The 26,472-nt window shown below is 45.4% G+C and carries 25 protein-coding genes; 14 read left to right on the top strand and 11 right to left on the bottom strand.

All coding sequences use genetic code 11. The features are described 5' to 3' along the window. Positions 1 to 196: 196 nt before the first annotated feature. The 4 genes from zipA to ACUALS_RS10410 all read left to right on the top strand — a co-directional run bounded on the left by zipA (position 197) and on the right by ACUALS_RS10410 (position 5,626). Entirely contained in the window at positions 197 to 1,072 is an 876-nt protein-coding gene (gene zipA / locus ACUALS_RS10425; RefSeq protein ID WP_454448321.1) for a cell division protein ZipA, read from the top strand. Positions 1,073 to 1,239: 167 nt separating this feature from the next. Continuing rightward, complete coding sequence (gene ligA / locus ACUALS_RS10420; protein ID WP_454448320.1) at positions 1,240 to 3,249, top strand: NAD-dependent DNA ligase LigA; 2,010 nt, start codon at positions 1,240 to 1,242, stop codon at positions 3,247 to 3,249. A gap of 493 nt (positions 3,250 to 3,742) precedes the next feature. Beyond that, positions 3,743 to 5,179 (top strand): hypothetical protein, encoded by a 1,437-nt coding sequence (locus ACUALS_RS10415; RefSeq protein WP_005474812.1) that lies wholly within the window; start codon positions 3,743 to 3,745, stop codon positions 5,177 to 5,179. Positions 5,180 to 5,263: 84 nt separating this feature from the next. Continuing rightward, a complete protein-coding gene (locus tag ACUALS_RS10410) occupies positions 5,264 to 5,626 on the top strand; it encodes a DUF2799 domain-containing protein (protein WP_334475005.1) in 363 nt (120 codons plus the stop codon). A gap of 547 nt (positions 5,627 to 6,173) precedes the next feature. Here ACUALS_RS10410 and ACUALS_RS10405 read toward each other — a convergent pair. The 5 genes from ACUALS_RS10405 to ACUALS_RS10385 form a co-directional block, all read right to left on the bottom strand. Next, positions 6,174 to 6,626 carry an NfeD family protein gene (locus tag ACUALS_RS10405; protein ID WP_454448319.1) on the bottom strand — a complete coding sequence of 151 codons (453 nt, stop codon included), beginning with the start codon at positions 6,624 to 6,626 and terminating at the stop codon, positions 6,174 to 6,176. An 8-nt stretch (positions 6,627 to 6,634) separates the two neighbouring features. After that, entirely contained in the window at positions 6,635 to 7,558 is a 924-nt protein-coding gene (locus tag ACUALS_RS10400) for an SPFH domain-containing protein (protein WP_454448318.1), read from the bottom strand. A gap of 151 nt (positions 7,559 to 7,709) precedes the next feature. Beyond that, positions 7,710 to 8,564, bottom strand: coding sequence for a co-chaperone YbbN (locus tag ACUALS_RS10395; RefSeq protein ID WP_454448317.1), 855 nt, complete (start codon positions 8,562 to 8,564; stop codon positions 7,710 to 7,712). 307 nt (positions 8,565 to 8,871) lie between these two features. Next, complete coding sequence (locus tag ACUALS_RS10390) at positions 8,872 to 9,696, bottom strand: SDR family oxidoreductase (protein ID WP_454448316.1); 825 nt, start codon at positions 9,694 to 9,696, stop codon at positions 8,872 to 8,874. Between the two features lie 47 nt (positions 9,697 to 9,743). Next, positions 9,744 to 10,658, bottom strand: a complete 915-nt coding sequence (locus ACUALS_RS10385; RefSeq protein WP_454448315.1) for a TIGR01777 family oxidoreductase — start codon at positions 10,656 to 10,658, stop codon at positions 9,744 to 9,746. 225 nt (positions 10,659 to 10,883) lie between these two features. On the opposite strand from ACUALS_RS10385, the gene ACUALS_RS10380 reads away from it, so the two are divergent. Genes ACUALS_RS10380 through yfcE form a run of 5 tightly spaced genes read left to right on the top strand, consistent with a single transcriptional unit; the run spans position 10,884 to position 13,748 of the window. After that, complete coding sequence (locus ACUALS_RS10380) at positions 10,884 to 11,618, top strand: DUF1538 family protein (RefSeq protein WP_454448314.1); 735 nt, start codon at positions 10,884 to 10,886, stop codon at positions 11,616 to 11,618. Then, positions 11,615 to 12,409, top strand: coding sequence for a DUF1538 domain-containing protein (locus ACUALS_RS10375; protein WP_454448313.1), 795 nt, complete (start codon positions 11,615 to 11,617; stop codon positions 12,407 to 12,409). Before ACUALS_RS10380 ends, ACUALS_RS10375 begins: the two co-directional genes overlap by 4 nt. Further along, positions 12,399 to 12,749: a P-II family nitrogen regulator gene (locus ACUALS_RS10370; RefSeq protein WP_005474733.1), complete on the top strand. Its 351-nt coding sequence runs from the start codon at positions 12,399 to 12,401 to the stop codon at positions 12,747 to 12,749. The genes ACUALS_RS10375 and ACUALS_RS10370 overlap by 11 nt, the downstream gene beginning before the upstream one ends. Continuing rightward, on the top strand, positions 12,746 to 13,159 hold the full coding sequence (locus ACUALS_RS10365) for a CBS domain-containing protein (RefSeq protein ID WP_269977189.1): 414 nt from the start codon (positions 12,746 to 12,748) through the stop codon (positions 13,157 to 13,159). The genes ACUALS_RS10370 and ACUALS_RS10365 overlap by 4 nt, the downstream gene beginning before the upstream one ends. 40 nt (positions 13,160 to 13,199) lie before the next feature. After that, positions 13,200 to 13,748: a phosphodiesterase gene (yfcE, locus tag ACUALS_RS10360; RefSeq protein ID WP_454448312.1), complete on the top strand. Its 549-nt coding sequence runs from the start codon at positions 13,200 to 13,202 to the stop codon at positions 13,746 to 13,748. A 27-nt stretch (positions 13,749 to 13,775) separates the two neighbouring features. Here yfcE and ACUALS_RS10355 read toward each other — a convergent pair whose 3' ends face one another. Genes ACUALS_RS10355 through ACUALS_RS10340 form a run of 4 tightly spaced genes read right to left on the bottom strand, consistent with a single transcriptional unit; the run spans position 13,776 to position 16,273 of the window. Then, positions 13,776 to 14,054: a SelT/SelW/SelH family protein gene (locus ACUALS_RS10355; protein ID WP_038190346.1), complete on the bottom strand. Its 279-nt coding sequence runs from the start codon at positions 14,052 to 14,054 to the stop codon at positions 13,776 to 13,778. Positions 14,055 to 14,066: 12 nt separating this feature from the next. Next, positions 14,067 to 14,822 (bottom strand): sulfite exporter TauE/SafE family protein, encoded by a 756-nt coding sequence (locus tag ACUALS_RS10350; RefSeq protein WP_039483346.1) that lies wholly within the window; start codon positions 14,820 to 14,822, stop codon positions 14,067 to 14,069. A 42-nt stretch (positions 14,823 to 14,864) separates the two neighbouring features. Next, complete coding sequence (locus ACUALS_RS10345) at positions 14,865 to 15,398, bottom strand: regulatory protein ToxS (protein ID WP_005474725.1); 534 nt, start codon at positions 15,396 to 15,398, stop codon at positions 14,865 to 14,867. Positions 15,399 to 15,409: 11 nt separating this feature from the next. Next, the gene (locus ACUALS_RS10340; RefSeq protein ID WP_454448311.1) at positions 15,410 to 16,273 is read right to left on the bottom strand and encodes a winged helix-turn-helix domain-containing protein; all 864 of its coding nucleotides are present in this window, start codon (positions 16,271 to 16,273) and stop codon (positions 15,410 to 15,412) included. Between the two features lie 262 nt (positions 16,274 to 16,535). On the opposite strand from ACUALS_RS10340, the gene htpG reads away from it, so the two are divergent. From htpG to ACUALS_RS10320, 4 genes are all read left to right on the top strand, one after another. Further along, a complete protein-coding gene (gene htpG, locus ACUALS_RS10335) occupies positions 16,536 to 18,440 on the top strand; it encodes a molecular chaperone HtpG (RefSeq protein ID WP_038139412.1) in 1,905 nt (634 codons plus the stop codon). Positions 18,441 to 18,747: 307 nt separating this feature from the next. Further along, on the top strand, positions 18,748 to 19,392 hold the full coding sequence (gene adk, locus ACUALS_RS10330; RefSeq protein ID WP_005474729.1) for an adenylate kinase: 645 nt from the start codon (positions 18,748 to 18,750) through the stop codon (positions 19,390 to 19,392). Positions 19,393 to 19,523: 131 nt separating this feature from the next. Continuing rightward, positions 19,524 to 20,480: a ferrochelatase gene (hemH, locus tag ACUALS_RS10325; protein ID WP_454448310.1), complete on the top strand. Its 957-nt coding sequence runs from the start codon at positions 19,524 to 19,526 to the stop codon at positions 20,478 to 20,480. 467 nt (positions 20,481 to 20,947) lie between these two features. Next, positions 20,948 to 21,643, top strand: coding sequence for an oligogalacturonate-specific porin KdgM family protein (locus tag ACUALS_RS10320; protein ID WP_454448309.1), 696 nt, complete (start codon positions 20,948 to 20,950; stop codon positions 21,641 to 21,643). 56 nt (positions 21,644 to 21,699) lie between these two features. On the opposite strand, the gene ACUALS_RS10315 is transcribed toward ACUALS_RS10320, so the two are convergent. Together ACUALS_RS10315 and ACUALS_RS10310 are read right to left on the bottom strand one after the other, a co-directional pair. Further along, positions 21,700 to 22,140 carry a DUF411 domain-containing protein gene (locus tag ACUALS_RS10315; protein ID WP_038139404.1) on the bottom strand — a complete coding sequence of 147 codons (441 nt, stop codon included), beginning with the start codon at positions 22,138 to 22,140 and terminating at the stop codon, positions 21,700 to 21,702. Between the two features lie 8 nt (positions 22,141 to 22,148). Further along, positions 22,149 to 24,854 (bottom strand): copper-translocating P-type ATPase, encoded by a 2,706-nt coding sequence (locus ACUALS_RS10310; RefSeq protein WP_454448308.1) that lies wholly within the window; start codon positions 24,852 to 24,854, stop codon positions 22,149 to 22,151. 484 nt (positions 24,855 to 25,338) lie between these two features. On the opposite strand from ACUALS_RS10310, the gene ACUALS_RS10305 reads away from it, so the two are divergent. Next, on the top strand, positions 25,339 to 26,415 hold the full coding sequence (locus ACUALS_RS10305) for a porin (protein ID WP_454448307.1): 1,077 nt from the start codon (positions 25,339 to 25,341) through the stop codon (positions 26,413 to 26,415). The last annotated feature ends 57 nt before the right edge of the window (positions 26,416 to 26,472 follow it).

Raw genomic sequence — 26,472 nt, 5'->3', positions numbered from 1 at the left:
CTTACTGTTTTAAAAACGAACGTTGGCTATCTTAACAAGAAAAAAGCGTGTTCAAAATCACAACATTCTCGGAACTTCTAACATTAAGTTGTTCTAAAACAGGGTGGAGTTTTGGTAGAGTTACTGAAGTTTAGATATAACCCAATTCAATATTGATGCCCCTAGAGCGTTTTTATTGAAGAATTGAGAGCTAAAAATGCAGGAACTGCGATTCGTACTGATAATTGTTGGAGCTTTAGCGATTGCCGCTTTATTGTTCCACGGTTTGTGGACAAGCAAAAAAGAAGGGTCGACAAAGTTTGGCAATAAGCCAATGCGTAAGCTAGATGTCGAAGGTGATGAAGAGTCTGACATATTGCCTGAGCGAGGCTTTGCACCTGAAGATGACTTTGAAATTATCCGCAAGGAACGCAAAGAGCCTGAGTTCGCGCCAGAACCTGTGTTGGCTGACCCATTGATTGATAGCTATCAAGACGAGGTGGATACGACACCCCAACCCCGTCACCTCGATGAGACAGAGTTGGACGTTCCTTCTATTTCTACTCAATCACTTGATGAGGTTGAAGACAGCCTTGAACCAGTGACGAATGTTGAGCCTGAAGTCGAATCGACGCCTAGCCCCGCAGATTCGGAGCCACAAAGTGAACCAGAAATGGAAGTGATTGTACTGAACGTTCATTGCGCTGGTGATGAACCATTTGTCGGAACCAAACTTTTTGACAGCATGCAGCAAAATGGGTTGCTTTACGGAGAGATGGATATTTTCCACCGTCATTCTGATTTGTCAGGCACCGGAAAAGTGCTATTCAGTGTCGCCAATATGATGCAGCCTGGAACGCTGAAGCATGATGATCCCGCTGAGTTTACGACCAAAGGTATCTCTTTCTTTATGACGCTACCTTGTTACGGTGAGCCGGATCAAAACTTCAAGTTGATGCTGAAAACAGCGCAACAGATTGCTGATGATTTAGGTGCAAATGTGCTTGATGATGCCCGTAACCTAATGACACCTAATCGTATCGATGGGTACAAAGCGCAAATTCAGAAGTTTAAATCGGCAACCACTGCTTAGAATACCTATTTACTTTCTGTAAAGGCTCCGATTCGGGGCCTTTATTATTTCTGGCGTGCTCAAGATGATTGATAACTTTAGCACGCCTCGCCATACTAGATGGCCAAACATTTCACCGCTTTGCAATGCGGTACGTGATTCCAACCTATTTTTAATCAGAGTTAGTTATGTCGCAACAGATTCAAGAAAAACTCAATCAGTTACGTGAGAGCCTGCATTATCACGGTATTAAGTACTACGTCGAGGATGCTCCGGAAATCCCCGACGCGGAATACGACCGTTTGATGAGAGAACTGATTGAGCTAGAAGCGCAAAATCCTGATCTGATCTCAGTTGACTCTCCAAGTCAGCGAGTGGGGGGAGCTCCGTTGGACGGTTTTACCCCTGTGGCTCACGAAATCCCGATGCTGTCTCTCGATAATGCTTTTGATGATGATGAATTGAACGCTTTCCACAAGCGTATGCTGGACCGCGTAGCGGGAAGCGCGGTTGAGGCATTTTGTTGTGAGCCTAAACTTGATGGTCTTGCGGTGAGCTTACTCTATGAAAATGGCGTTTTGGTCCAAGCGGCGACTCGAGGTGATGGCGCAACAGGTGAAAACATCACAGAAAACGTGCGAACCATTAAAGCGATTCCTTTGAAACTATGTGGTGAAGGGTGGCCAGCGCGTATTGAAGTGCGTGGTGAAGTCTTTATGCCTAAGGCAGGATTTGAAAAGCTAAACGAACACGCTTTGAAAAAAGGTGAAAAAGTGTTTGTGAACCCGCGTAACGCCGCTGCGGGCAGTTTACGTCAGCTCGATTCCAGAATTACTGCGAAACGACCGCTTAGTTTTTATGCGTACAGTGTGGGCGTGGTTGAAGGCGCGGCATTGTCCGAAAGTCACTATGAGCGTTTTTTGCAGTTGAAATCTTGGGGGCTACCAATGTGCCCTGAGACTCGTCAGGTTGAGAGTTTGGATGATGTTAAAGCTTACTACAAAGACATATTGCAGCGTCGTGACCAACTCGCCTACGAAATTGACGGCGTGGTTATCAAAGTAGATTCGATTGAACTTCAAGAGCGCCTTGGTTTTGTTGCGAGAGCGCCTCGCTGGGCCATTGCGTATAAATTTCCTGCGCAAGAAGAAATTACTCTACTGAACGATGTCGAATTTCAAGTCGGCCGTACAGGCGCAATAACGCCAGTGGCGAAACTGGAGCCTGTGTTTGTTGGTGGTGTGACGGTAAGTAATGCCACGCTGCACAATGCGGATGAAATTGCTCGCCTAGGCGTGAAAATTGGAGACAGTGTCGTCATACGCCGAGCGGGTGACGTTATCCCACAGATAGTTTCTGTTGTTGCTGAGCGTCGTCCTGATGACGCGAGAGAGATTGTGTTTCCTTCGCACTGCCCAGTGTGTGATTCGCAAGTAGAGCGCGTTGAGGGTGAGGCTGTTGCGCGATGCTCGGGTGGTCTTGTCTGTCAGGCACAACGTAAAGAAGCGTTGAAGCACTTTGTTTCGCGAAAAGCTTTGGATGTTGATGGACTAGGGGTCAAAGTCATCGAGCAGTTGGTAGACCGAGAGATGGTCGAGACACCTGCTGATTTATTCAAGCTCTCGGCGGGCATTATCACTGTACTTGACCGTATGGGGCCAAAGTCTGCACAGAATGTGGTTGATGCCTTAGCAAAAGCGAAAGAAACCACATTGGCACGCTTTTTATACTCGCTGGGTATTCGTGAAGTTGGTGAAGCGACGGCTGCAAACTTGGCGCTGCACTTTAAAACGCTTGATGCGATTAAAGCGGCAAGTCATGAGCAGTTGATTGCGGTTCCTGATATTGGTGATATTGTGGCGAGTCACATCACGGCCTTTTTTGCCCAAGATAACAACCAGAGTGTTATTGACGATCTAATTGCACAGGGAATATGTTGGCCTGATATTGAAGAGAAAGGCGAGGATGCTCCTCAGCCACTTGCTGGGAAAACAGTGGTATTAACAGGTAGCCTTTCTCAGTTGTCTCGAAATGATGCCAAAGCGGCTCTACAAAATTTAGGAGCGAAAGTGACTGGCAGTGTGTCGAAAAAAACAGACATTCTTTTCGCAGGCGAAAATGCAGGCTCAAAGCTGTCGAAGGCTCAAGAATTGGGCGTGGAAATTCGAACTGAGCAGGACCTTATTGACCTGTTATAAATATGAAAAATGACGTGAAAGCCACCATTTGGTGGCTTTTTTTTGTCTTGAAATAACTGACGTCTTAGTCCTTTAAAAATGAGATTTATCGTCAGTGATCATCTTCAAATAAAATTAAATTCGAGCTTCTAACTTAATAAAGTGCGATGCACTTCAATCTGATTTTAGTTATTTTTATTTTTAATTCATTGTATTTAAAGTGTTTTTGGTTTTATTGGGTCTTTCGTTCTGTTTAATGGAGATCACGATCACTAAGGCTATAAAAATTTGTAGCGGGTCATATTTTTTTAGATGAAAAGAAAGTTCTCATTGATGTTTTGCTTCGCGAAGTTAGTCTAAGTGCATGGATACACAGTGTGTATGCAGGAAATAGAAAATCAAAGATTAAGGTTAATTTGCGGTTTTCAACATAGGAAATGAGTTCTCCCTTCGGCGGCCAACTTAAGGTGAGAAAAAAGAAAAAACAGCTATATCCATTTTTAGGAGTTTTTCCATGGACAAAATGTTTAAAGTATCTGCAATTACAGCAGCACTAGTAGGAGCAATCGCAGCGGCTCCAGCTATGGCTAACCAAGATAACTTGGGTCCAGATTACGCAGGTGCGGTTTCAGAATTTTTCGGTGAGTCAGCAATCAGCGGTAACGTGAACTTCTTCATGCGTGATCGTGTTCGCGGCAATGTTGACGCAAATGGTTCTGATACTAAGAAAACAGCTAACTTAGACCACGGTTCTGTGTTTGCAAACCTTGGTTTTAATTCTGGTTACGTTGCTGACACTGTGGGTGCAGACTTTGTTATCTACAGCACATTCGATATGTGGCAAAACGCGAGCCCAGACCACGAAATGAACTTCTGGGACGTAAGCAGCCCTTACGGTGACGGTAAAGTGGGTGACTGTAAGAAACTTGCGGAAGATCCTGACAACCCTGGTCAAGTAACAAACAACAACTCTAAGTGGAACTCTAACTGTAACAGCAACGGTGTATCGTTCGCGACTGCAGCAGCGAAATTCAAGTTTGGTGATACGGCTACCGCTAAGCTAGGTTACTTCCAACCTTCTGTACCAAGTTCTCTAGGCGTTAACTGGTCATTCGCTCCTGGTACATACCTAGGTGGTGAAGTCGGCGCGAAAGTTGGTGGTTTCGACCTTGGTCTAGTTGTTGCTGAAGAGTACAAAGCTCCTTGGTTCAAGCGTACTTACACTTTCCAAACGACTGATGGCGAAGATGCAGGTGCATTATACTCTCTAGGTGGTCGTTACACGTTCGATAACGATATCCTTGTTGATGTTGGTTACGGTGCATTGACTGGTGGTGAGCGTAAGAACTTCCACGTTAAAGTTAAAGGCACTACTGATGGCGGCGTTTACTGGTCTCCACAACTATACATCGTAGACGATGAAGAGCAGTACGATAGCACTGCATTCCAGTTAGCGATGCTGACCTCTTTCGCTTCAGGCCAATACTCTTACCGTGCGGAAGCAACGTACACGTCAGCTGAGTCTAATGTTGATGGCGCATCAGGCAACATGGCTTACCGTCTAACAAGCGCTTACGGTGGCTCAAACGGTGCATACGACATCTGGTGGAACAACCGTTCTGACTTTAACCACGACGGCGAATTCGCAGGTTTCCTATCTGCATCTCGTGACTTCTCTGATATCGGCGGTAAAGGCTTTAGCGCAGGTGTAAGTGGTGCATTCGGTTTCGGTGCAGAAGCCGAAGGCTACAAAGATCTTAAAGAGTACGCGTACAGCTTCTTTGCGAACTATGCAATCCAAGCTGGTGCTCTGAAAGATGCGAACATCTCGTTCTACTACACTGAGTACTTCAATGATACAGATGCTCCAAACTGGACTGGTTACACTAACTTGTTCCAAGACGAGACTGATTTCAAACTTATGCTAACTATTCCTTTCGCAGTTAAGTAATAAGTATCTGAACCAGTAATCTAATCTACTGTCTAAAAGCTGAGCGTAATGCTCAGCTTTTTTCGTTTCAATCTGGAGGCTAAAATGACAAAAATATGGTTTGTTCCCTTTGTACTTATCGCATTACAAGCATGTACTAGCCAACCAAAAACAGCTGCAGAGTATTGGTATGGTCAGGGCGAACGTTTCGGTTCTCGGGGGTTCCAATATGACAATGATGTGCTCGCTGATTTAAAGGAAAAAGTCTCTTTCGATCAAGTGGCTTATGAAAGCGGATATAAGGCGGGCAAAGAAATCTATTGTGACCCTTTTAAAGCCTTTGAGAAAGGGATTACAGGAACGCGATACACGAATCAGTGTGACGGTCAACCACAAGAAGTGATGATTAAAGCTGAGTGGCAAAGAGGATGGGACGCTTTCTTGGGGGCGGACTTTTACAAGTTTTAACCAACCTAGGCTACGAAGCCAACATAGGATTTAGCTTCGTAGCGTTTCCAGCGTGTTAATTGGGCTCTCCTCCATATGCTTTACATAACTCACGTGGAAGATGTTTGACGCTTCCGTCGCTAAACGTGCAATCAATGCCTGCACCAAAGACATGCCCGGCATTTTGAGATGCGTGAGATAGAACCGGACTTATTGCTAATATTGCAGCGAACAAAATTGATACGAATTTCATAACAGACCTCTAGTCAATTAGTTTAGTAGAGCAAGGTTCGTCAATAAGTATGGTGAGAATTCAGTTAAGATCAAAAATAATTGAAAAATTCAATTTTTTCGACAATAAATAACCTAGTAGCTCTGCTGCGAATTGCGCTCTAAGTTTATGAAATGATCTGTTTGGAAAGGGTAGATGGTATTCTGTCTTTCTAGTTGGTGGAAAATATAGCGTACTTAATTTGTGCTGATTTCGTTGTAAGTTTTTCTTAGTAGAGTAAAAAAGAAAAAAGCGAGGCATTTTGCCGCGCTTTTTACGTTTCGTGTGTTTAAAAACTCAAATCTTTTGCTTAATGGTAAGCACGATGCCATCTACACCGGTAACTACAACTTGGGTGCCTGCTTGCAGAGGGGTCTCTGATCTGGCAGTCCAAGTCGTATCTCCTAGCTTGATTCGACCTTTCCCTGAAGGAAAGTCTTCACTGAGTGTAACGACTTCACCGATTAGCTGCTTTTCTTTTTGGTTGAGTTGGCGTCGGGAATCACTGCGTTTGTCCTGTGATAACTGCCTACGCCACCATAACCAAGTCGTGATTAAAGAGAAAGCGCCGAATGAGGTCCATTGAAGTTGCCAACTCATCGGCACAACCGTTAAAACAGCACCAACAATTAATGCTGACAAACCCAGCCAGAGGAAATATCCTGCGGTACCGAGCAGTTCAACTGCGAGAAGTGCTAGACCAAATGCCAACCAGTGCCAATGATTAATTGAATCAAGTAACTCGAACAAAATCGCCTCTACTTATCTTGTTTAGACTGATGCTTGAACATCTCCGCAATACCGGCCACTGAGCCCATCAAACCAGATGCTTCAAGAGGAAGCATGATGATCTTACCATTTTCAGCTTGCCCAATGGATTTAAGTGCTTCGGTATAGCCCTGTGCGATAAAGTAGTTCACTGCTTGCATATCACCTTTTGAAATTGCCTCAGAAACCATCGCGGTTGCTTTCGCTTCGGCTTCTGCAGCGCGTTCACGAGCTTCTGCTTGAAGTATAGCGGCTTGCTTATCCCCTTCCGCTTTTAATATCTCGGACTGTTTGTGGCCTTCCGCTTTAAGGATTTCAGCTTGTCGAACGCCTTCAGCTTCCAAAATATCAGCACGCTTATTACGCTCTGCTTTCATTTGTGCATTCATCGCAGCAGTGAGGTCTGCTGGGGGCTGAACATCTTTGATTTCAATTCGAGTCACTTTCACGCCCCATGGGTTTGTCGCATCGTCAACAATGGTCAATAAGCGACTGTTTATGAGGTCACGCTGGCTGAGCATTTCATCAAGCTCCATAGAGCCCAATACGGTACGAATGTTAGTGAGTGTTAAGTTTCGGATGGCATGTTCTAAGTCATTAACTTCATAGGCCGCTTTTGGCGCGTCAATGACTTGAACAAAACACACGGCGTCGATGGTCACGTTCGCGTTGTCCTTTGAAATGACCTCTTGTGCTGGAATATCGAGAACCCGCTCCATCATATTGACCTTATGACCAATCCCATCGATGAAGGGGATAATCATATTGAGGCCGGGACGAAGTGTATGCGTATAGCGCCCGAAGCGTTCCACTGTCCAATGGTTGCCCTGAGGGACCGTTTTCACGGCAGCAATGATGAGTGCAATGATAACGAAGAGCAGTACACCGATGGTAATCAACGAATCAATAGCCATTTTGAGTTCCTTATATCAGTATCTATGTCGATTGTTGCCTATTTAACCACTTGAAACAATGACAGAAATGAGAACTAAAGCTAAGTTTCGATAGAATAAAAGCCGGATAAACCGGCTTTAACTGCATGATTTAGAAGGTGCTAATGGACGACTAGTAAAGAATTGAGTAGAGCTGTCGGCGGTATTTCCCCGCAATTGGGTTACCTTGCCCAAGCGCCGCCAGAATATCCATAAATGATTTTTTGACTTCACCGTCGAGCGCGTTGAGGTTAGTCTTTAGGTAACTCCAAAGTAACTCTAGTGCCTCTTCATCACGGTTCACTTGATGGTAGGCGAGTGCTAATTTGTTTGCGATGTCTGCGTCCTCAGGCGCTTGACTAAGAGACGCTTCTAACGATTGGATCTCTGGGCTATTCGCCGCTTGAGCATGCAGGTCTAGTTTAGCGATGAGGCCTTTGTAGAAATTGTCTTGATACTCAAGTGGGATGTGCTCAAGTAGCGCTTTCGCTTGATCAAATTTCTGGGTTTCTAGATAACAACTGGCCAACGCGAGTTTCACGTCACCTTTTTGTTTAACAGTGTCATCTAATCCTTCGAGCAAAGGTAAAGCTTGTGCGTGGTCACCGGCTTGGATGAGTTCGCTTGCTTGCTTTAGGATCATTTCATCTTGACTAGGTAGATGCTTGGTAAGCATCTCTTTAATGGTTTCAATAGCTTGAGGGCCGCCCATGCCATCAACGGCTTGGCCATTAACGAACAGTGCGATGGTTGGAATGGCTTGAACGCCAAACTGGCTCGCTATCATTTGCTCTTGCTCGCAGTTTAGCAACGCGAGTGTAAAAGCACCGTTGTATTGCTGAGCAAGCATCTGCAGATCAGGGATCACTTGAGCACTTTCTTGGCTCATTGGTGCCCAGAAATGCACCAGTACGGGAGTTTGCATTGAGCCTTCAAGCACTTGGCGGAAGTTCTGTTCATTAAGCTCGACAATAAATGGTGATTGCATGTAAAGAGTCCTTGCACTTTGTTCGTACAAAGAAAGATATGGGCGCAGCAGAGAGACTTCAAGGCAAGGGGCTGAATAATACAAAAACACCGCCAATTTGGCGGTGTTTTTTGCGACTAAATAGCAAGCGAAGGTGTTTATAGAACGATAAACAGAGTTAGCGCAACACCCACACCGATCCAGTTGAGTTGGTTAAGTGTCATGTTATTTTACCGAATGTAACGCTTTAATTATGTGGAAGAGCAATCTTCAGTGACTAAGATAACGTCCAATTATTACGATAAAATTACATCGACTCGTTATTTTTTTATGCTGCTCGTCGCAATATCTGATCGAGCACTCGGGTTGGTAGTAGACGCTTTAACAAGGCGAAGACTTTTGTGGGTGTCGTAACGCGATAGCGTATCTTGGGTGTTGATGCTTCCAGCGCATGAATGAGCGGAGCAACACAAGATTCGGCTGGCAGCACAAATGCGTTGTTGGACGATTCGTTTTCAAGCCTTTGTAATTGAGATTGATATTCTGCTTTATGGTAACTGTTTTCGGTATCTACCCATTTAAGAAAGGCATTCTTCGCATTGGCTCTGAATTGAGTTTCAATTGGCCCCGGTTCTATCAGACTAATGTGAATATTTGTCTCACAAAGCTCTAATCTCAGGGTATCGGTCCAACCTTCTAAAGCAAACTTGGAAGCATTGTAAGCGCCACGATATTTCATGGCTGCAAACCCTAGAACAGAACTATTTTGTACAATGCGTCCGTGACCTTGTTTACGCATGATAGGTAGTACTTGAGTTACCAACTCATGCCAACCAAAGAAATTCGTTTCAAACTGAGTTCTTAGCGCTTGCGTGGGTAAGTCTTCAAGGGCTCCCGGTTGTCCATATGCGCCATTGTTAAATAGAGCGTCTAACTTGCCGCCTGTTATCGCTAACGCCGCTTGTAGACCATTAGAGATGCTCTCGCTGTCGGATAGGTCGAGTTGTACACAATGGAGTCCTTCCTCTTTTAGCCGTTGTACATCTTTTAGCTGTCGGCATGACGCAATCACTTGGTATCCACGTTGATGTAATGCGTGAGTACAGACGTACCCGATTCCAGTCGAACATCCGGTTATTAAAATGGTCTTCATTAGTTTCTCTTACTCTACTTATCCTTGATCTTGGATAGAGTAAAAGATTAGTCATGATGTTGTAACAAGTTTTTCAACGCGGGTTCAATTCGTGAGTAACTGAAGCGAAAGCCGAGTTCTGTCAGCTTTTTGGGTTTTGCCCTAAGGCTATCAAACAGAAGCGTTGAGCTTTCTCCCATCGCTAGCTTGAGCACCCATTTCGGCGTAAACAAAAAATGAGGGCGCTTTAACGACTTGGCAAGCGTTTTACTAAATTGGGCGTTGGTGACAGGGTGAGGGGCACAGAGGTTGAACTCTCCGTCTGCGTGTTCTGTTTTCAGTAAATAGACGATGGCTCTCACCATGTCCAACATGTGTATCCATGGCATGTACTGCTTGCCACTACCAATAGGGCCACCTAATCCGCACTTGTAAGGCAGCAGCATTTTGTTTAACGCCCCACCTTCCGGCGCCAGTACGATCCCAGTGCGTAAGATACACACTCGGGTTGACTCGGAGCGAGCACGGTTTGCGATGGTCTCCCATTTGGCGCATACGTGGTGAGGAAAACTGTCATTATGGACATGCAACGCTTCATCAAATGGGTGTTCCTGTTGATCGCCGTAGTAGCCGACCGCAGAACCGCTGATAAACACTGATGGTGGAGCTGTACTCGCGTGAATAAGATCAACGATTTTTTCGGTTAACGTCCAACGGCTATCACAAATCTCTTGCTTCTGTTTTTTACTCCAACGCTTATCGGCAATCGGTTCTCCTGCAAGGTTAATGACGGCATCAAACTCATTTAAATCGTGGTAGGCATCGAGGCTCGATATGTAAGAGACATTTCCCATATCAGCGAAATAGACAATGGATTTTGCAGTTTGTGGCGAGCGAGTGAGTAACACTACGTCGTGTGTGGTGAAGTGTTTAAGTAACTCTTTGCCAATAAAACCTGTACCACCGGTTAGTAGTATTTTCATCCATTTCTCCTTTTCCTCCTATGCTGACCAATAGGAAAGCCAATTTTTACTAATGCTAATAATTATAGCGAGTTAGCACGAAATAGGATCACCAATTGATGCGGCACAACGATTATCACAAAATTAACATTTTGTTACGTTTATTGATTTCCGCGTAATGTAAGTCACACCAAAGCACGGTTTCATTTGCCATCATTGATGAAAGATTCGGGATAGGGATGCACGATGGAAGCAATGACAGCGCTAATTAAAGCGTTTCTTGGAAGTTTGAGGGATTTACTTCCCATAATTGCAGTGATTGTTTTTTTTCAGCTACTGGTTCTTCAAGAGCCGTTGCCAAACTTGTTGTCTATTTTGATCGGGCTGCTGTTGGTTGTTTCTGGTTTGACGCTATTTATATTTGGCCTTGAGATGGGGTTGTTTCCAATTGGTGAGTCCATGGCTCAGTCGTTCGCTCGCAAGGGCAGCGTTTTTTGGCTTATGTTGTTCGCCTTTTGCCTTGGCTTTGGCACAACTGTCGCAGAGCCCGCATTGACAGCGGTCGCCGACGAAGCGGCTGAAGTTGCCGCAGAAGGCGGAATGATAGAGCACAGCCCCAATGCGATGGAGCAGTATGCAGACGGCTTGCGATTTACTGTGGCGTTGTCCGTGGGTTTCGCGATTATGCTCGGCGTGCTTCGCATCTTAAAAGGTTGGTCGATTCAATACATGATCATCGGCGGCTACATTGGTGTCGTTATTCTCACCATGTTTGCGCCAGAAAGTATTATCGGGGTGGCATATGACTCAGGGGGCGTCACGACATCGACTATTACAGTCCCTTTGGTGACGGCATTGGGAGTAGGGCTTGCCTCTGCAATCAAAGGGCGTAACCCCATGATTGACGGCTTTGGCTTGATTGCGTTTGCCTCCCTGTTACCGATGATGTTTGTCATGATCTATGGAATGGTGATCGCATGATAGATGTTTCCCAGTTTATCGACACCTTCATCGGTACGGTTCGCGATGTATTTCCGATCGCCACCATCATCTTTGGTTTTCAATTTGTGGTTTTGCGCAAGCCCGTCAACAACCTCGCTAAAGTGCTTTTGGGCTTTATCTATGTGATTCTGGGTTTGTCTCTGTTTCTGATTGGGCTTGAGATGGCACTGTTTCCACTTGGCGAAACCATGGCAGTGCAGCTGACAGCGCCCGAATTTTTGTCTCAGTTTAAGATATCAGAGAGTAGCGGCGTTAGTTGGCCTGACTATTACTGGGTCTACTTGTTTGCCTTTTGCATAGGTTTTAGTACCACGATTGCCGAGCCGTCACTTATCGCTGTCGCCATCAAGGCGAATCAAGTGTCTGGTGGGGCGATTAGTGTTAATGGATTGCGGATCGCGGTGGCGCTTGGCGTGGCCATCGGGATTTCTCTTGGCAGTTATCGTATTGTCGCGGGGGATCCTATCCATTACTACATTATTGCTGGTTACATCGTGGTTGTGATTCAAACCTTCTATGCCCCTAAATTTATCGTGCCGCTGGCTTATGATTCTGGCGGCGTAACAACGTCCACTGTCACGGTTCCTTTAGTTGCCGCTCTTGGGTTGGGATTGGCATCGACGGTTCCGGGGCGAAGTCCGATGATTGATGGTTTTGGCTTGATTGCCTTTGCCAGCCTTTTTCCAATGATTTCCGTGATGGGCTATGCCCAGTTAACTCGTCGACTGGATCTAAAGTCGGTGAAAGAGGAGAGCGATGATGCGCTTTAAATTGATTCTAGCTTTTGTTGAAGACAGTAAAACCGACAAGGTTTTGGATGCGGCGAGAGATGCCGGAGCGACAGGAGCAACGGTGATTAATAATGCCAGAGGAGAGGGGTTAAATAAGAAGCGCACCTTCTTTGGTTTAACGCTAGAAGTGCAAAGAGATGTGTTGCTGTTTGTGGTCGAAGAGCATTTGTCTCGGCATATTCTTGAAACAATCAACGATGTGGGGGAGTTCGATCAGGAGTCAGGGCAAGGTATTGCAGTCCAGATTGATATAGAAGACGCGGTCGGTGTCGCACATCAAGTCGAGCAATTAACAAAAGTGGTTGAGGATGAGTTATGAGTAGTCATGAGAAGATCCGAGTTAGAGACGTAATGGCAAGCAATTATGTCATGATTGACGGCCTCAGGACGGTAAGTGAAGGCATTGATTTAGCCAGAGAACATCGGGTTAAGGCGCTGGTGGTCAATAAGCGAAATGATGATGACGAATACGGTTTGGTATTGATGAACGACATTGCGAAAAAAGTATTGGCAAAAAACCGCTCACCGGAAAGAACCAACCTATACGAAATCATGACAAAGCCTGCGCTCAGCGTTTCTCCGGACATGAATGTGAAGTATTGTGCAAGGCTGTTTGAGCGATTTGGCATTAGCCGCGCGCCAGTGATTGATAACGGTGAAGTCATCGGTATGGTCAGCTACAACAACATTGTGATTAACGGCATGGCTAGGATGACGGAGAACCGCTAATTACGTACAATGCCCTCATTATTTTTGAGGAGACTGTGTTGTGAAGCTGTTTTTTGCCTCTGATTTGCATGGCTGTTTGCCTGCAACCGATAAGATGTTAGCGGAGTTTGAACGTTCTGGTGCACAAACTTTGGTTCTGTTGGGTGATGTATTGAATCATGGCCCAAGGAACCCTGTTCCGGAAGGGTACAATCCACCACAAGTTGCACAGCGATTAAACCAGTTTGCAGATCGTATTATCGCTGTGCGCGGTAACTGTGATAGTGAAGTGGATCAAATGCTACTCTCGTTTCCGATGATGATGGACTATGCATGGGTGCTTCTCGAGTCGGGGCAACGCCTGTTTCTGACTCATGGACATCTTTATAACGCCGCTAAACGCCCAGCATTGCGCAGTGGTGATGCAATCGTCCATGGCCATAGCCACGTTCCTGTTGCGATGCGAGATGGCGAGCAATTTATCTTTAATCCAGGTTCAGTGACGTTTCCTCGTGAAGGATATATGGCGAGCTTTGGGGTGTTGGAGAACAACACGCTCTCTGTTGTCGCTTTTGGCGGAGAAACCATCGCATCGGTATCGTTGTGTTGATGTTGATTAAGGCAGCGTTGGGCTGCCTTATTTACTGTCTGAGTGACCTAAATCTCGCTCGGGATCGATAAGGTCTCGAACTCGCTGCTTTAACACTTTGGCTTCTGGAAAACCGCCATCTCGTTTCCTCTCCCAAATCAACTGGCCATTGCAGTGGATCTCGAACCGACCGCCAGTATCGGGATGGAGAGAGACGGATTCGATCTCTTCACTGAATGTATGCAGCAACTCCTGTGTTAGCCATGTCGATCTCAACATCCAGTTACACTGGCGACAATAAAATATGTCGATAATGGCTTTGTCCACCTCTCTCTCCATCTAAAGTAGTAATTTGATGCCTATCGCAAACGTCAACAGCTCGAAGCAAACTTTAATAAACTGATTGCTGTAGCGAGTTGTTAAATAGGCCCCCAAGCTACCGCCGGCTAAAGAGCCGAGCAGCAGTACAGGTAGCCAAGGCCAATATATTGGTGCACCAGCCTGAACAATGGCCAGTCCGCCAATCCCATTCCAAAACAAACCGACACATATCAAGGTTAACGCAACGGCTTGTTTGTAGCTGTAGCCAAACCAGCGCACCAGAAATATGGTTACCAATAAGCCTGACCCAGCGGTTAACGAGCCATTAATTATGCCAATGATCATTAATCCTATTCCACCTATAAACCAACCTGTCCGGGTTCGATGAATCGGTGTTTCTTGCTGGCCAAGTTGCTTCTTGAACCGTGAATAAATACCAATAGCTAAAATCATCACCCCTAGAAGTGTCTCGGCGATGTCTGTGGGAATCAAAAGAACGATGTTTGCTCCGATAACGGCCCCAATGCTGCCAACAGCAACAACATACAGGGCGACACGGTAGTCAAAAGTTCGGTTTCTTATGTGGGTAAAAGCCGCGCCGATACCCAGCGCTACGCTAGCCACTTTATGTGTTGCTAAAGCTACGGAGAATGGGAGACCCAAAAATATCAGTAGAGGAAATTGCAGTAAACCCGCGCCTCCACCAGAGAGTGAGGCAAGTGTATTGGCGAGAAAAGAGCCCCAAAAAAGGCCAAAGGTGTTTATCCAGTCCATTAGGTTTACGCAAAAAGGGGCGTCCTGCCCCTTGGTTGGTTGTTAGTTTGAGAAAAGAACCGTGGAGCCGTGGCTCAAGCTGGTCAATAGTAATGTTTTATTATTGACGATGTCGATGCGTCTGCTTTGCTGGGCGTCCATTTTGAAAAGCTGAGTAATAAGCTCTAGCTGCTGCGGCGTGAATTCTTTGCTTTGAGCGGCAGAAATGTCTTTAAACTCTATCGGATTCACCAGTAAATAGTTGTCACTGATATCCCATTCTCCGGTTTCAGAAATATTGATCACGACGTCGTTTTCTTCTATGTCGCTATCGTCTGCAAATAGGCGAACGGTTGAAACGCGAATGTAAGTTTGGTTAGGCAGGTACTTCACATTAGACGTCACATCCGCTTTTCTCAGAGGTCCAACAGACTCTTCTTGTTGCTCTTGAAGCGGGGTAGCAATCACAGTAACCATTTTTGACTGCCACTCTTTAGATGTCAGAACTTGTTCAACTTTGAGGTCGCTTCCCCAGTAAAGCCAACTGCTAAAAAGAGCGGAAACAACCAGTAGGCCTGCGGCTAATTTTTGATTCATCGTCATATATCCTATTGGCAAACTTTACCGAGATCTTTTTGCTCAGCGAAAATACGCAGCGTGATGTTTTCACCTGAATGTTCAAGTGAGTGAATGTAATTCAACACCAACTGATTGTTTTGACCGCCAGTTGCAATCACTTCAATCGGTGCAAGTGCTTCGGTATGAGTCTCGTTGTATCTTTTGACACATTGCTCAATCGACGGATACCAGCTGGTTAGGTCAGGATGGTTAATTGGCGTCTTTATCGTGGTGTTGTCAAACACTGCAATTTGGCGGAATTTGGACTCTGCTGGGTTGGTCAGTAATACCACGCTGAGCGGCAAAAACAGCGCCAAGAGGATGATAATACGACTGATGAGTTTGCTTTTCGGTGTCACAGTAGTTGCAGTTACCGCAGGAGGCGTGACACTGTTTTCTTCAGTAACGGTTAGACTCTCATGAAGTGCTGACTCTTCAACCGCTTCTAAATCAACGTCTGTTGACTCTGGGGGTAGAGTCTCGGCTTGGTTTTCGCCACTCATCAACGGAGTGGTTCGCTCGACACTTGTGATCAATTGGTAGCCGCGTTTTGGCACGGTTTTCACATACTGGGGAGATTTAGTCGAGTCTTTTAGCAGTTTACGCAGTGTGGATATCGCCTGAGTTAGGCTCGAGTCATCCACTTCAAAACCTTGTCTGCGCCATACAAAGTCATGCAGGTCGTTGCGAGAGATCACTTCATTGGGTTTCTCGCACAGTAGAAGCAGAATTCTACTTTCGTTACTGCCTAAGCGAATGAGTTCGTCTTCACACTCTCTATCGATAAGAGAATTAGTATTTGGATCGAACGTGAATCGGTTCGCTAAATTGAACTTAGTACCTATATTGCTCATCAATTTCGGCCATTATTATTGAAGTTTCAGGTAAGTAATTTCACCGTTGGGGCGGTGTACAAGTCGATAGTATGACTGATTTTTAGTTTTTTTGATTTTTTCGGGGTACAAGGATAGTCAAGTTTGAAGTAAAAAAACACTGTTTTTATCTATTTTGACCTTGAATTTACATTTGTCACCCTCATGTTAACTTGCAGATTAACTTTGTCAAAACCTCTCCAAGAACGAGAGGGTTGATTGGTATAGGTGTAATGGAGCGAACATGAGCGAAACAGCAACACAAAACAAAGAAACTCGTGGTTTTCAATCTGAAGTCAAACAGTTACTTCACCTGATGATTCATTCTCTTTACTCTAACAAAGAGATTTTCCTACGTGAGTTGATTTCAAACGCATCGGATGCATCCGACAAGCTGCGTTTTCAAGCCTTATCTAACCCTGAGCTTTACCAAGGTGATGCAGATCTAGGCGTAAAGCTGTCTTTTGATGAAGATGCCAACACGCTAACCATCTCCGACAACGGCATCGGCATGAGCCGTGAAGACGTCATTGAACATTTGGGCACAATTGCTAAATCTGGTACGGCTGAGTTCTTCTCAAAGCTATCTGAAGACCAATCGAAAGACTCACAACTTATCGGTCAATTCGGTGTTGGTTTTTACTCTGCGTTCATCGTTGCGGATGCGGTAACTGTCCGCACACGCGCTGCAGGTCTAGAGGCTGAGCAAGGTGTTCAGTGGCACTCGGCGGGTGAAGGTGAATACACCATCGAAGATATTTCCAAAGCGTCTCGTGGTACTGACATCATCTTGCACATGCGTGAAGAGGGCAAAGAGTTCCTTAATGAGTGGCGCCTACGTGAAGTGATCAGCAAATACTCAGATCACATTGGTATCCCGGTTTCCATCCAAACAGCAGAGCGCGATGACGAAGGCAAAGAAACGGGTGAGAAAAAGTGGGAGCAAATCAACAAGGCTCAAGCGCTTTGGACTCGCAACAAGTCAGACATTACTGACGAAGAATACCAAGAGTTTTATAAGCATGTTTCCCATGATTTTGCCGATCCGCTAGTGTGGAGTCACAACCGCGTAGAAGGTAAAAACGACTACACCAGCCTACTGTACATCCCATCGAAAGCACCGTGGGATATGATGAACCGCGATCATAAATCGGGTCTTAAATTGTACGTTCAGCGTGTGTTTATCATGGACGACGCTGAGCAGTTTATGCCGTCATACTTGCGTTTTGTTCGTGGTTTGATTGATTCAAACGATCTACCGCTGAACGTTTCGCGTGAGATTCTGCAAGACAACAAAGTCACACAGTCGTTACGTAACGCGTGTACTAAGCGCGTACTGACGATGCTAGAGCGTATGGCGAAGAATGATGAAGAGAAGTATCAATCATTCTGGAAAGAGTTTGGGCTTGTACTAAAAGAAGGTCCAGCAGAAGACATGGCCAACAAAGAAAAAGTGGCTGGTCTACTGCGTTTCGCTTCTACAGAGGTAGACTCTGCTGAGCAGACTGTGAGCCTTGCATCTTATGTTGAGCGCATGAAAGAAGGTCAAGACAAGATCTACTACCTCACAGCAGACAGTTACGCGGCGGCGAAGAATAGCCCTCACTTGGAGCAATTCAAAGCCAAAGGCATCGAAGTGGTTCTAATGTTTGATCGCATCGATGAGTGGTTGATGAACTACCTGACTGAGTTTGACGGCAAGCAGTTCCAGTCGATCACGAAAGCGGGTCTTGATCTCAGCAAGTTCGAAGACGAAGCGGAAAAAGAAAAGCAGAAAGAGACGGAAGAAGAGTTTAAATCCGTGGTTGAACGCACGAAAGCGTACTTGGGCGATCGCGTGAAAGAAGTTCGTACGACGTTCAAGCTTGCGTCAACACCTGCTGTGGTTGTCACCGATGACTTTGAAATGGGAACGCAAATGGCGAAGCTTCTTGAAGCTGCAGGTCAAGCTGCTCCAGAAGTGAAGTACATTTTCGAGATTAACCCAGAGCATGCGCTGGTTAAGCAAATGGCTGACGAAGCGGATGAAGAGGCCTTCGGTCGTTGGGTGGAAGTGCTGCTTGGTCAAGCAATGCTCGCTGAGCGTGGCTCGATGGCCGATCCATCTCAGTTCTTAGGTGCAATTAACTCGCTTTTGACTAAGGGCTAACACGCTAAAATCAATGAAAAGCTCGCAACTTGCGGGCTTTTTGATTTATTTGCGCTTATCGTGAATAAAACGCTTATAAATCGCCATTAAGTGTGAGTGTTTAAGCATTCTTTAGTCTAAATTCACGCTTCGACAAAGTATTGTATGATAGAATGCAATCTTGAAACGAAGCGAACGGGCGTGTAATGTGCACGCCTGTTTTATTGTTAAACGTTTGAACCGTTATACCGAAACTTACCTTGAAGCGTGACAAAGTCAGTCATAGTGAGCTTCGGTATAAATCATCATTTTCTTAAGAGGATTCAACATGCGCATCATTCTTCTAGGTGCTCCAGGTGCAGGTAAAGGCACACAAGCTAATTTCATCATGGAAAAATACGGTATTCCGCAAATCTCTACTGGTGACATGCTGCGTGCTGCTATCAAAGCAGGTACAGAACTTGGCAAACAAGCTAAAGCTGTAATCGACGCTGGTCAGCTAGTTTCTGATGAAATTATCCTTGGTCTAATCAAAGAGCGTATTGCTCAAGATGACTGTGAAAAAGGTTTCTTGCTAGATGGCTTCCCACGCACAATCCCTCAGGCTGATGGTCTAAAAGAGATGGGCGTTGATGTAGACTACGTGATTGAATTCGATGTCGCTGATGACGTGATTGTTGAGCGTATGGCGGGTCGTCGTGCTCACTTGGCTTCAGGCCGTACTTACCACATTGTTTACAACCCACCTAAAGTGGAAGGTAAAGATGACGTGACTGGCGAAGACCTTGTTGTCCGTGATGACGACAAAGAAGAAACTGTTCGCGCTCGTCTAGGTGTATACCACGAGCAAACTGCACCACTTATCAATTACTACGGTAAAGAAGCAGAAGCAGGCAACACCAAGTACTTGAAATTTGACGGTACTAAGCAAGTTGCAGAAGTTAGTGCAGATATCGAGAAAGCACTAGCATAAATTGCTAACCGCGATTTTTGAAAATTTGTTATAGTGAAGGCGGCCCAATAGGGTCGCTTTTTTTTGCTTATTAGGTTGATCTTTAACGATCTTCTTTCCGTAAAGAACCATTTAAGTGTAGATAGGAAGTTATGCAGAACAATAAAAAACAAGGTGTGCTGTTGGTCAATTTAGGCACGCCAGATGAACCTACAGCTCCTGCAGTGAAACGCTTTTTAAGTCAGTTTTTGCATGACCATCGTGTGGTTGATATGACTCGTTGGTTGTGGTGTCCGATTCTGCACGGTGTGATATTGCCAATACGCTCGCCAAAAGTTGCGAAACTGTACCAAACGGTTTGGATGGACGAGGGTTCTCCTTTGATGGTTTATTCCCAACGTCAGGCTAGTAAGCTAGAAAAGCAACTCGATATGCCAGTGGAGCTTGGGATGACTTACGGAAGTCCAAGTTTGCATACTGGCGTTGAAGCTTTGCTTGCGCGCGGCGTAGAGGAAATCACGGTATTACCACTTTACCCGCAATATTCTGGAACAACCACGGCTGCGGTTTCCGATGGCTTAACCAAAGCGTTCAAGGCCATTCCGGTTATGCCTCAATACCGTTTTGTTCGTGATTATCATGACCATCCTTTATACATCAAGGCACTGGCGGAGAGCGTAAAGCGCTCGTGGGAGAAAAATGGCCAAGGGGATTACTTGCTGTGCTCTTATCACGGCATTCCGAAGCGCTATGCTGACAACGGTGATATTTACCCTCAGCATTGTGAGCGCACGACAGAGCTACTCGGGAAAGAGCTAGGTCTAAGCAGTGAGCAAATTGGTATGACCTACCAGTCACGTTTTGGGCGAGAAGAGTGGTTGCAGCCTTATACCGATAAAACATTGGAGAAGCTTCCTGCCAAAGGTGTTAAGAAGCTCGATATCATGGCGCCAGCATTTTCTTCGGACTGCCTAGAAACGCTAGAAGAGATTTCGGAACAATGTTTGGAGATTTTTACCGAACATGGTGGTGAGCGCTTTACTTATATTCCATGTCTGAACGATGATGATCGACATATTGAGATGATGTCAGATTTAGTCTCACGCTAATTCTATTGTTATCAACGAGAAGCTGCCTAAAAGGCAGCTTTTTTTTGTTATTGAGCCGTCTAGATACGTTGAAATGTCTGTCCAAGTCCAAATTAACGCGCCAAATCAGCTATTGATAGACGTGATTATTCAGTGATCGAGATCGAATTATTATTATTGAAAATTAAGTGAAAGCTAAATTCGGTGTGCCGCAGATAACGAATTTTGGTCACTAACCACCTAAATGCGTGACTCGAATCACTATAGGTTTATTTAGGAGTTTTTAAGTGACTGAATTATAGGTGTTAAATTAGTTTTTTCTTTTTGACAGTGAAGCAGATCGCACAAAGTTTTGATTTATTTTTTATCGTAAATTTAATCCGCCAAGATACCCATCAAGCCAGGGAGGCAACTCTTCTTTGCGGTCTGAGGTGATGAATTACCCAAATAAGAACCGCGGCTAACTTTAATGATTAAGGCAGATTTTCATGAAAAAACTATTTACTTTAAGTGCGCTTTCTCTTGCTTTCGCTTCTACTGCATTCGCGGGTTCTTCATATGTAACAGGTAACGTACAATTTCATTCCGATAATCTTCATGGCTCAGATGTGACATCTACATTAGAAGCAGGTCATACGTTTGATAACTCGATTGGTGGCTTTACGGTTTACACAGAGTTCGATGGCATTCAGTTGGGGGACTTATCAACTGAACGTGAAAATGTGGGCACAGCCGACAACCCAATTTACACCAACGGTAGCTCTTCGAGTGCATATGTCACCATTGGTGGTGAGCAGTCGTACAAGATTACCGATAACTTGTGGGTCGCAGCAGGTTACCAACATCTCTTGTCTGAAGGTGAGAGTGTTCAATACCGCCCGCTAGTTAAAATTGGCTACAACTTTGACAACGGTCTATCGATCAGCAACCGTACCCGTGCTCATATCGATGCAACGGATGCGGATAACGATACTGATTTCCGCATGGACAACCGCATTGCTTACACGGTGAATGAAGAGCTGGCGCTTAGCTACAATAACGTTTACATGATTGATGCGTCCGTTATGGACCACGAGCTTCGCGCAACATGGACGCGTAAAGGTGTCCAACCGTATTTTGAGTACCGCAATCAAGCAGACAATGAGAACAATGCTTTTGTTTTCGGTGCTTCATACGGCTTCTAAAGAACTTTAATACTGTCCTTTAACAAAAAGCCCAGCAGTCACGCTGGGCTTTGCTGTTAGTTCCCTTTGTAGTGGCGATACTCAAAGACTTGGCCTTTTTCATTGAATGCGTAGACAGAGTACTCGTCTTTCTTGTCTCCGTACTCCATACCCGGCGATCCCATTGGCATTCCGGGTACCGCCAAGCCTTTTGCATTTTTCGGCGGGTTGTCGAGGAAAGCTTTGATATCGTCTGCTGGAATATGGCCTTCAAACACAAAGCCATTAATTTCTGCTGTATGGCAAGACGCCAGTTCCGGTTTTACCCCTAACTTCTGCTTAATAGGGTTCATGTTTTCATGCAGTTTTTCTTCGACATTAAACCCAGCTTCTTGCATATGTTTTGTCCACTCCGTACAGCAACCGCAGTACGGGGACTTATGGTTGAGCACATCGGCCGCGAGAACGTGGCCTGACATTAGAGTAAGAGTGGTAAGAGCAATTAGTTTTCTTTTCATAGTAACCTCTACAAGCGAGAAGACGCTTTAAATAATCTTAGACGATTTGCATTGCTGACAACGGTAATCGAAGACATCGCCATGGCCACTCCAGCGACAACGGGGCTAAGTAAAAAGCCAAACGCTGGGTAAAGCACACCTGCAGCGACAGGGATGCCAAGGGAGTTATAAACAAAGGCGCCAAACAAGTTTTGTTTCATGTTTTTCACCGTGGCCTTTGATAATTCAATCGCATTGACCACAGCAAATGGTGAAGAGTTGAGCAGAGTCATCTGTGCGCTTTCAATGGCGACGTCACTTCCGCTTCCCATTGCGATACCGATATCGGCCAAAGCCAAGGCTGGTGCATCATTGACACCGTCGCCGATCATAGCAACACGCTTACCTTGTGCTTGTAAATCAGCGATATGCTGCGCTTTCTCATCAGGTAATACTTGCGAGATCACTTGCTCAATCCCTAACTGGTTGGCTATCGCGGAAGCAACGTGGTGATTGTCGCCTGTCAGCATAACAGGCGTTATCTGGATGCTTTTCAATGCTTGGATTGCAGCTGCTGCGTCCTCTTTGATTGGATCTGAAATTGCGATCAATCCAAGAACCTGCTCATCTAGGGAAACAATGATTGGTGTCCAGGCTTTCGAGTTGCACTCGACAATGGATGTCTCACATTGAGTTAAATCCCAACCCTGTTGCTGTGCCACCGGCAAAGATACCGCCGACAATTTCTGACCTTTTAGTTGAGCCGTAACGCCTTTACCGCGCAGGTTTTGAAAGTTATCGACCTCCTCAAATTGAAGGTTTCTACTCGTTGCTTCGTGGACGATCGCTTTCGCAAGAGGGTGCTCGGAGTGTCTTTCCAGTGAGCCCGCGAGTGAGAGTAACCACTCACTGTCATTGTTGGTAGCAAAGACATGTTGAACCGTCGGCTTTCCTTGCGTCAATGTCCCTGTTTTATCGAATACCACAGTATTGATTTGGCTTGCGGACTGAAGGACATCAGCATCTTTGATTAAAATTCCTAGCTCGGCCGCTTTGCCCACACCGACGGTCACCGACAGTGGTGTTGCCAATCCTAGCGCACATGGACACGCGATGATCAATACGGTTGTCGCGACGACAAGCATATAGCTGGCTTTCGGATCTGGACCGACAAAATACCAAATGGCCGCTGATATCAAGGCGATGGCAACGACGACAGGCACAAAGATTGAAGAGATTTGGTCTGCGAGCTTAGCGATGGCAGGTTTACTGCTTTGTGCTTCTCTCACCATTGAAATGATTCGAGATAGCATGGTGCTACTACCGACACTGTTTGCTTCTATAAGTAGTGTTCCATCTTGGTTTATGGTTCCCGCAGAGACAAACTGTCCTTTGTCTTTATGGCAAGGAATCGGTTCTCCCGTCAGCATCGATTCATCAACGTATGACTCGCCAGACACAACTGTGCCATCGACAGGCACTTTCTCGCCGGGCTTAATGCGCAACATCATTCCTGCGGTAATATTTTTGATCGAAATGACAGCATCTCCGTTTTCGGTGACGACTGTCGCTTCATTAGGTTGAAGGTTAATCAGCGCTTGCAATGACTGCGTGGTTTTCGCTTTTGCTTTCGCTTCAATATAGTGGCCTAGAGAGATGAGACCAACGATCATCGCACTGGCTTCAAAATAGACATGGCGTGATGATGCTGGGAACCAACTTGGGACGAGCACGACCAACATAGAAAATAGCCAAGCTGCTCCAGTACCCAATGCAACCAGAGTGTCCATCGTTGCGCGCTTGTGGGTCAGTGCTTGCCAAGCGTTAGTAAAAAAGCTACGTCCTGCCGTTGCCAGCAACCATAGGCAAACAACCCCGACGATTGCCCAAGCGAATTGATCCTGACTATTGCGGATCATCATATTGCCACCGAAAACTCCCCATAGCATCAGTGGGGCGCCGATCAGCATGCCATGCCAGGCATTCTTTTTGTGGTGGGTTTTTAACGCTTCTTGCTGTTCTATCTGCTTTTGCTGCTGTACATCTAGGTCTTCAATGATTTCGGCTTGATAGCCGGCGAGTGTCACTGAGGTGATCAACTGCGCGTTCAGTTCCTCACTGCGACGAGTTGCCATTACCAAAGCACTTTGCTCTGCGAGGTTTATCTGCGCTTTGGTCACACCGTCTACGGACAGCAATGCTTTTTCGACTGATGCGACACAACTAGCGCAGGTCATCCCATTGATAAGCAGATGGGTTGTGAATATGTTCTGTGCTTCCGGTGAGGTCTCTTCAGAATAGGTAGAAGAAGAGGAATCGATCGCGACGTGTTGTTCTTCCTCTATAGTCTCTTCCCATTGCTGTGCCTGATAGCCTAACTGTTTAACCAACTCAATGACATCTGATTGAGTCAAGGCGGTGTGAAGGGTCAGCTCCGTTTTGTTTGCAGAGAATGTAGCCACGAGCGGGTGTTCACAGAGCGCTGCCTCAAGCTTGGCAACACACTTACCGCAGTTGAGGCCACTTAAAGAAAGGTGGTGGTGATAGCCAGAACGATAGGATAGGGCTTCAATCGATTGATTCACCTCATCAAACGAGCTGTCACTTTTAAACTCGACTCGATGAGGGGAGAGATCGGTGATCACTGCTTTATGTTGTTCAACCAAAGCCTTCTCTACTTTTCTGGCGCAGCCCATACAGTTGAGCCCATGCAGCGGAATATCAAATCGAAGCATAATTTTATTCTCTAAACCATCAACGTTTACTGAGAATAAACCTTACCGCAAGGGGAAGGTCAAGTATTCAGTTCCTCCATTAAAAACGTCAATTTTGCTTCAAGCTGTGAAAGAGTTGACCTATTTTTATGCGAGCAATTTCAAAGATTTATTCTGTGTTTTCTAAAGTTCCGTAAAACAACAAAAAAGTTGCGTGATCGCCATAACGAATTCGTCTGACTGCGTGCTTGTTTAATCGCTAGTAATCTAAATTGACGTTTTTGTTTAAAAAATAAATCATCCTAACTATCTGTATCTAAAGGTTTTTTGTTTGTTGTTCTTTTTTGATTTTGAACTAGAGCAGACTATTTTTGCTTTGATTTCTTAACGCGAAAAAAGTTTGCCAACATTCTCCCCGTCCATAAATAGTCCCCCTGCAAAATCAGTGAGTTAGCGGTTTTACAAGGGAAAGGAAATTAAAATTTTTAAATAGGGGTTAAATCTTATGTCTCATTTCAAAAAGACTCTACTAGGCGCAGTGATTGCAGCAACTACCATGGCCGCTGGTACTGCGCATGCATATATGATTGGTGATCCAAACGACGCAAACGTAGAAGTGTATGGTGTAGTGTCTATTTCAGCAGTGGATTACAACGCGAAAAAATTCGACGCTGCCGGTAAAGAAGTTGATGGCGACGGAATGGTACTGGAGAACGAATCTCGAGTAGGTTTCCGCGCAGCAAAAACCATGAATGATAATTTAGAAGCATTCATGCAAATTGAATCGGGCTGGGTATTGGATGACGGTGCTAAGCTTGGTAACCGTGATACGTTCGTTGGTTTCCGTGGTGACGATTGGGGTTCAGTGCGCTTTGGTCGCATGTTAACGCCAATGTATGAGCTAGTCGATTGGCCGTACTCAGCGTCGAACATGGGGACAACATTTGACCGTGGTTGGAGAGCTGGCGAGCGTTTTAACTTTGACCGTAAGAGCCAAATGGGACGTTACGATTCACCAATGTTTGGTGACATGGTGAAGTTTAGCTTAGCGGGTGGTAACGGTAGCTCAAACTCTGCTGACTCAATGTTTGTTGGTGGCTCTGTTTCTGTTACGCCTATCGACCGACTCACAGTTCATGCGGCATTCGAAGCGGCAAATGAAACTGAGTTTGATACTGATCTAATTGGTGATACAAGCGCATTCTTCGGTGGCTTCCAATTCAATCTGATGGATAACTGGAACGTTGCTGGTGCATACAAAACGGCTGGTTTTGAAGCTGACAAGAAAGGTGGCGCTTATGAAGAACGTGAAATCGACGCATTCTCTTTGCAAACCAACTACTTTATGGGTGATTTCAACTTCCGTTTAGGTTACGCAAACCAAACTGGTGACACAGATAGCAAGTCTGATAAAGAACTTGATTTTACAACAGTAACGGGTGAAGTTGGCTACTCAATGAATTCTGTTTACACCTTCGTTCGTATCGCACAGCATAGCGGCACATACCGCAGCGACACTGAACTAGCGGGTAAAGAGTACGATGATCTTATGATCCGTGTGGGTACTGAGTGGACATTCTAATCATTTGATTAAGACTTGGCGGGCAATGTTGTCCGCCTTTTTCCGTTTGTGCTAGAG

It is taken from the genome of Vibrio sp. NH-7 (assembly GCF_053643215.1).
This window is presented reverse-complemented; position numbering and strand designations above follow the sequence as displayed.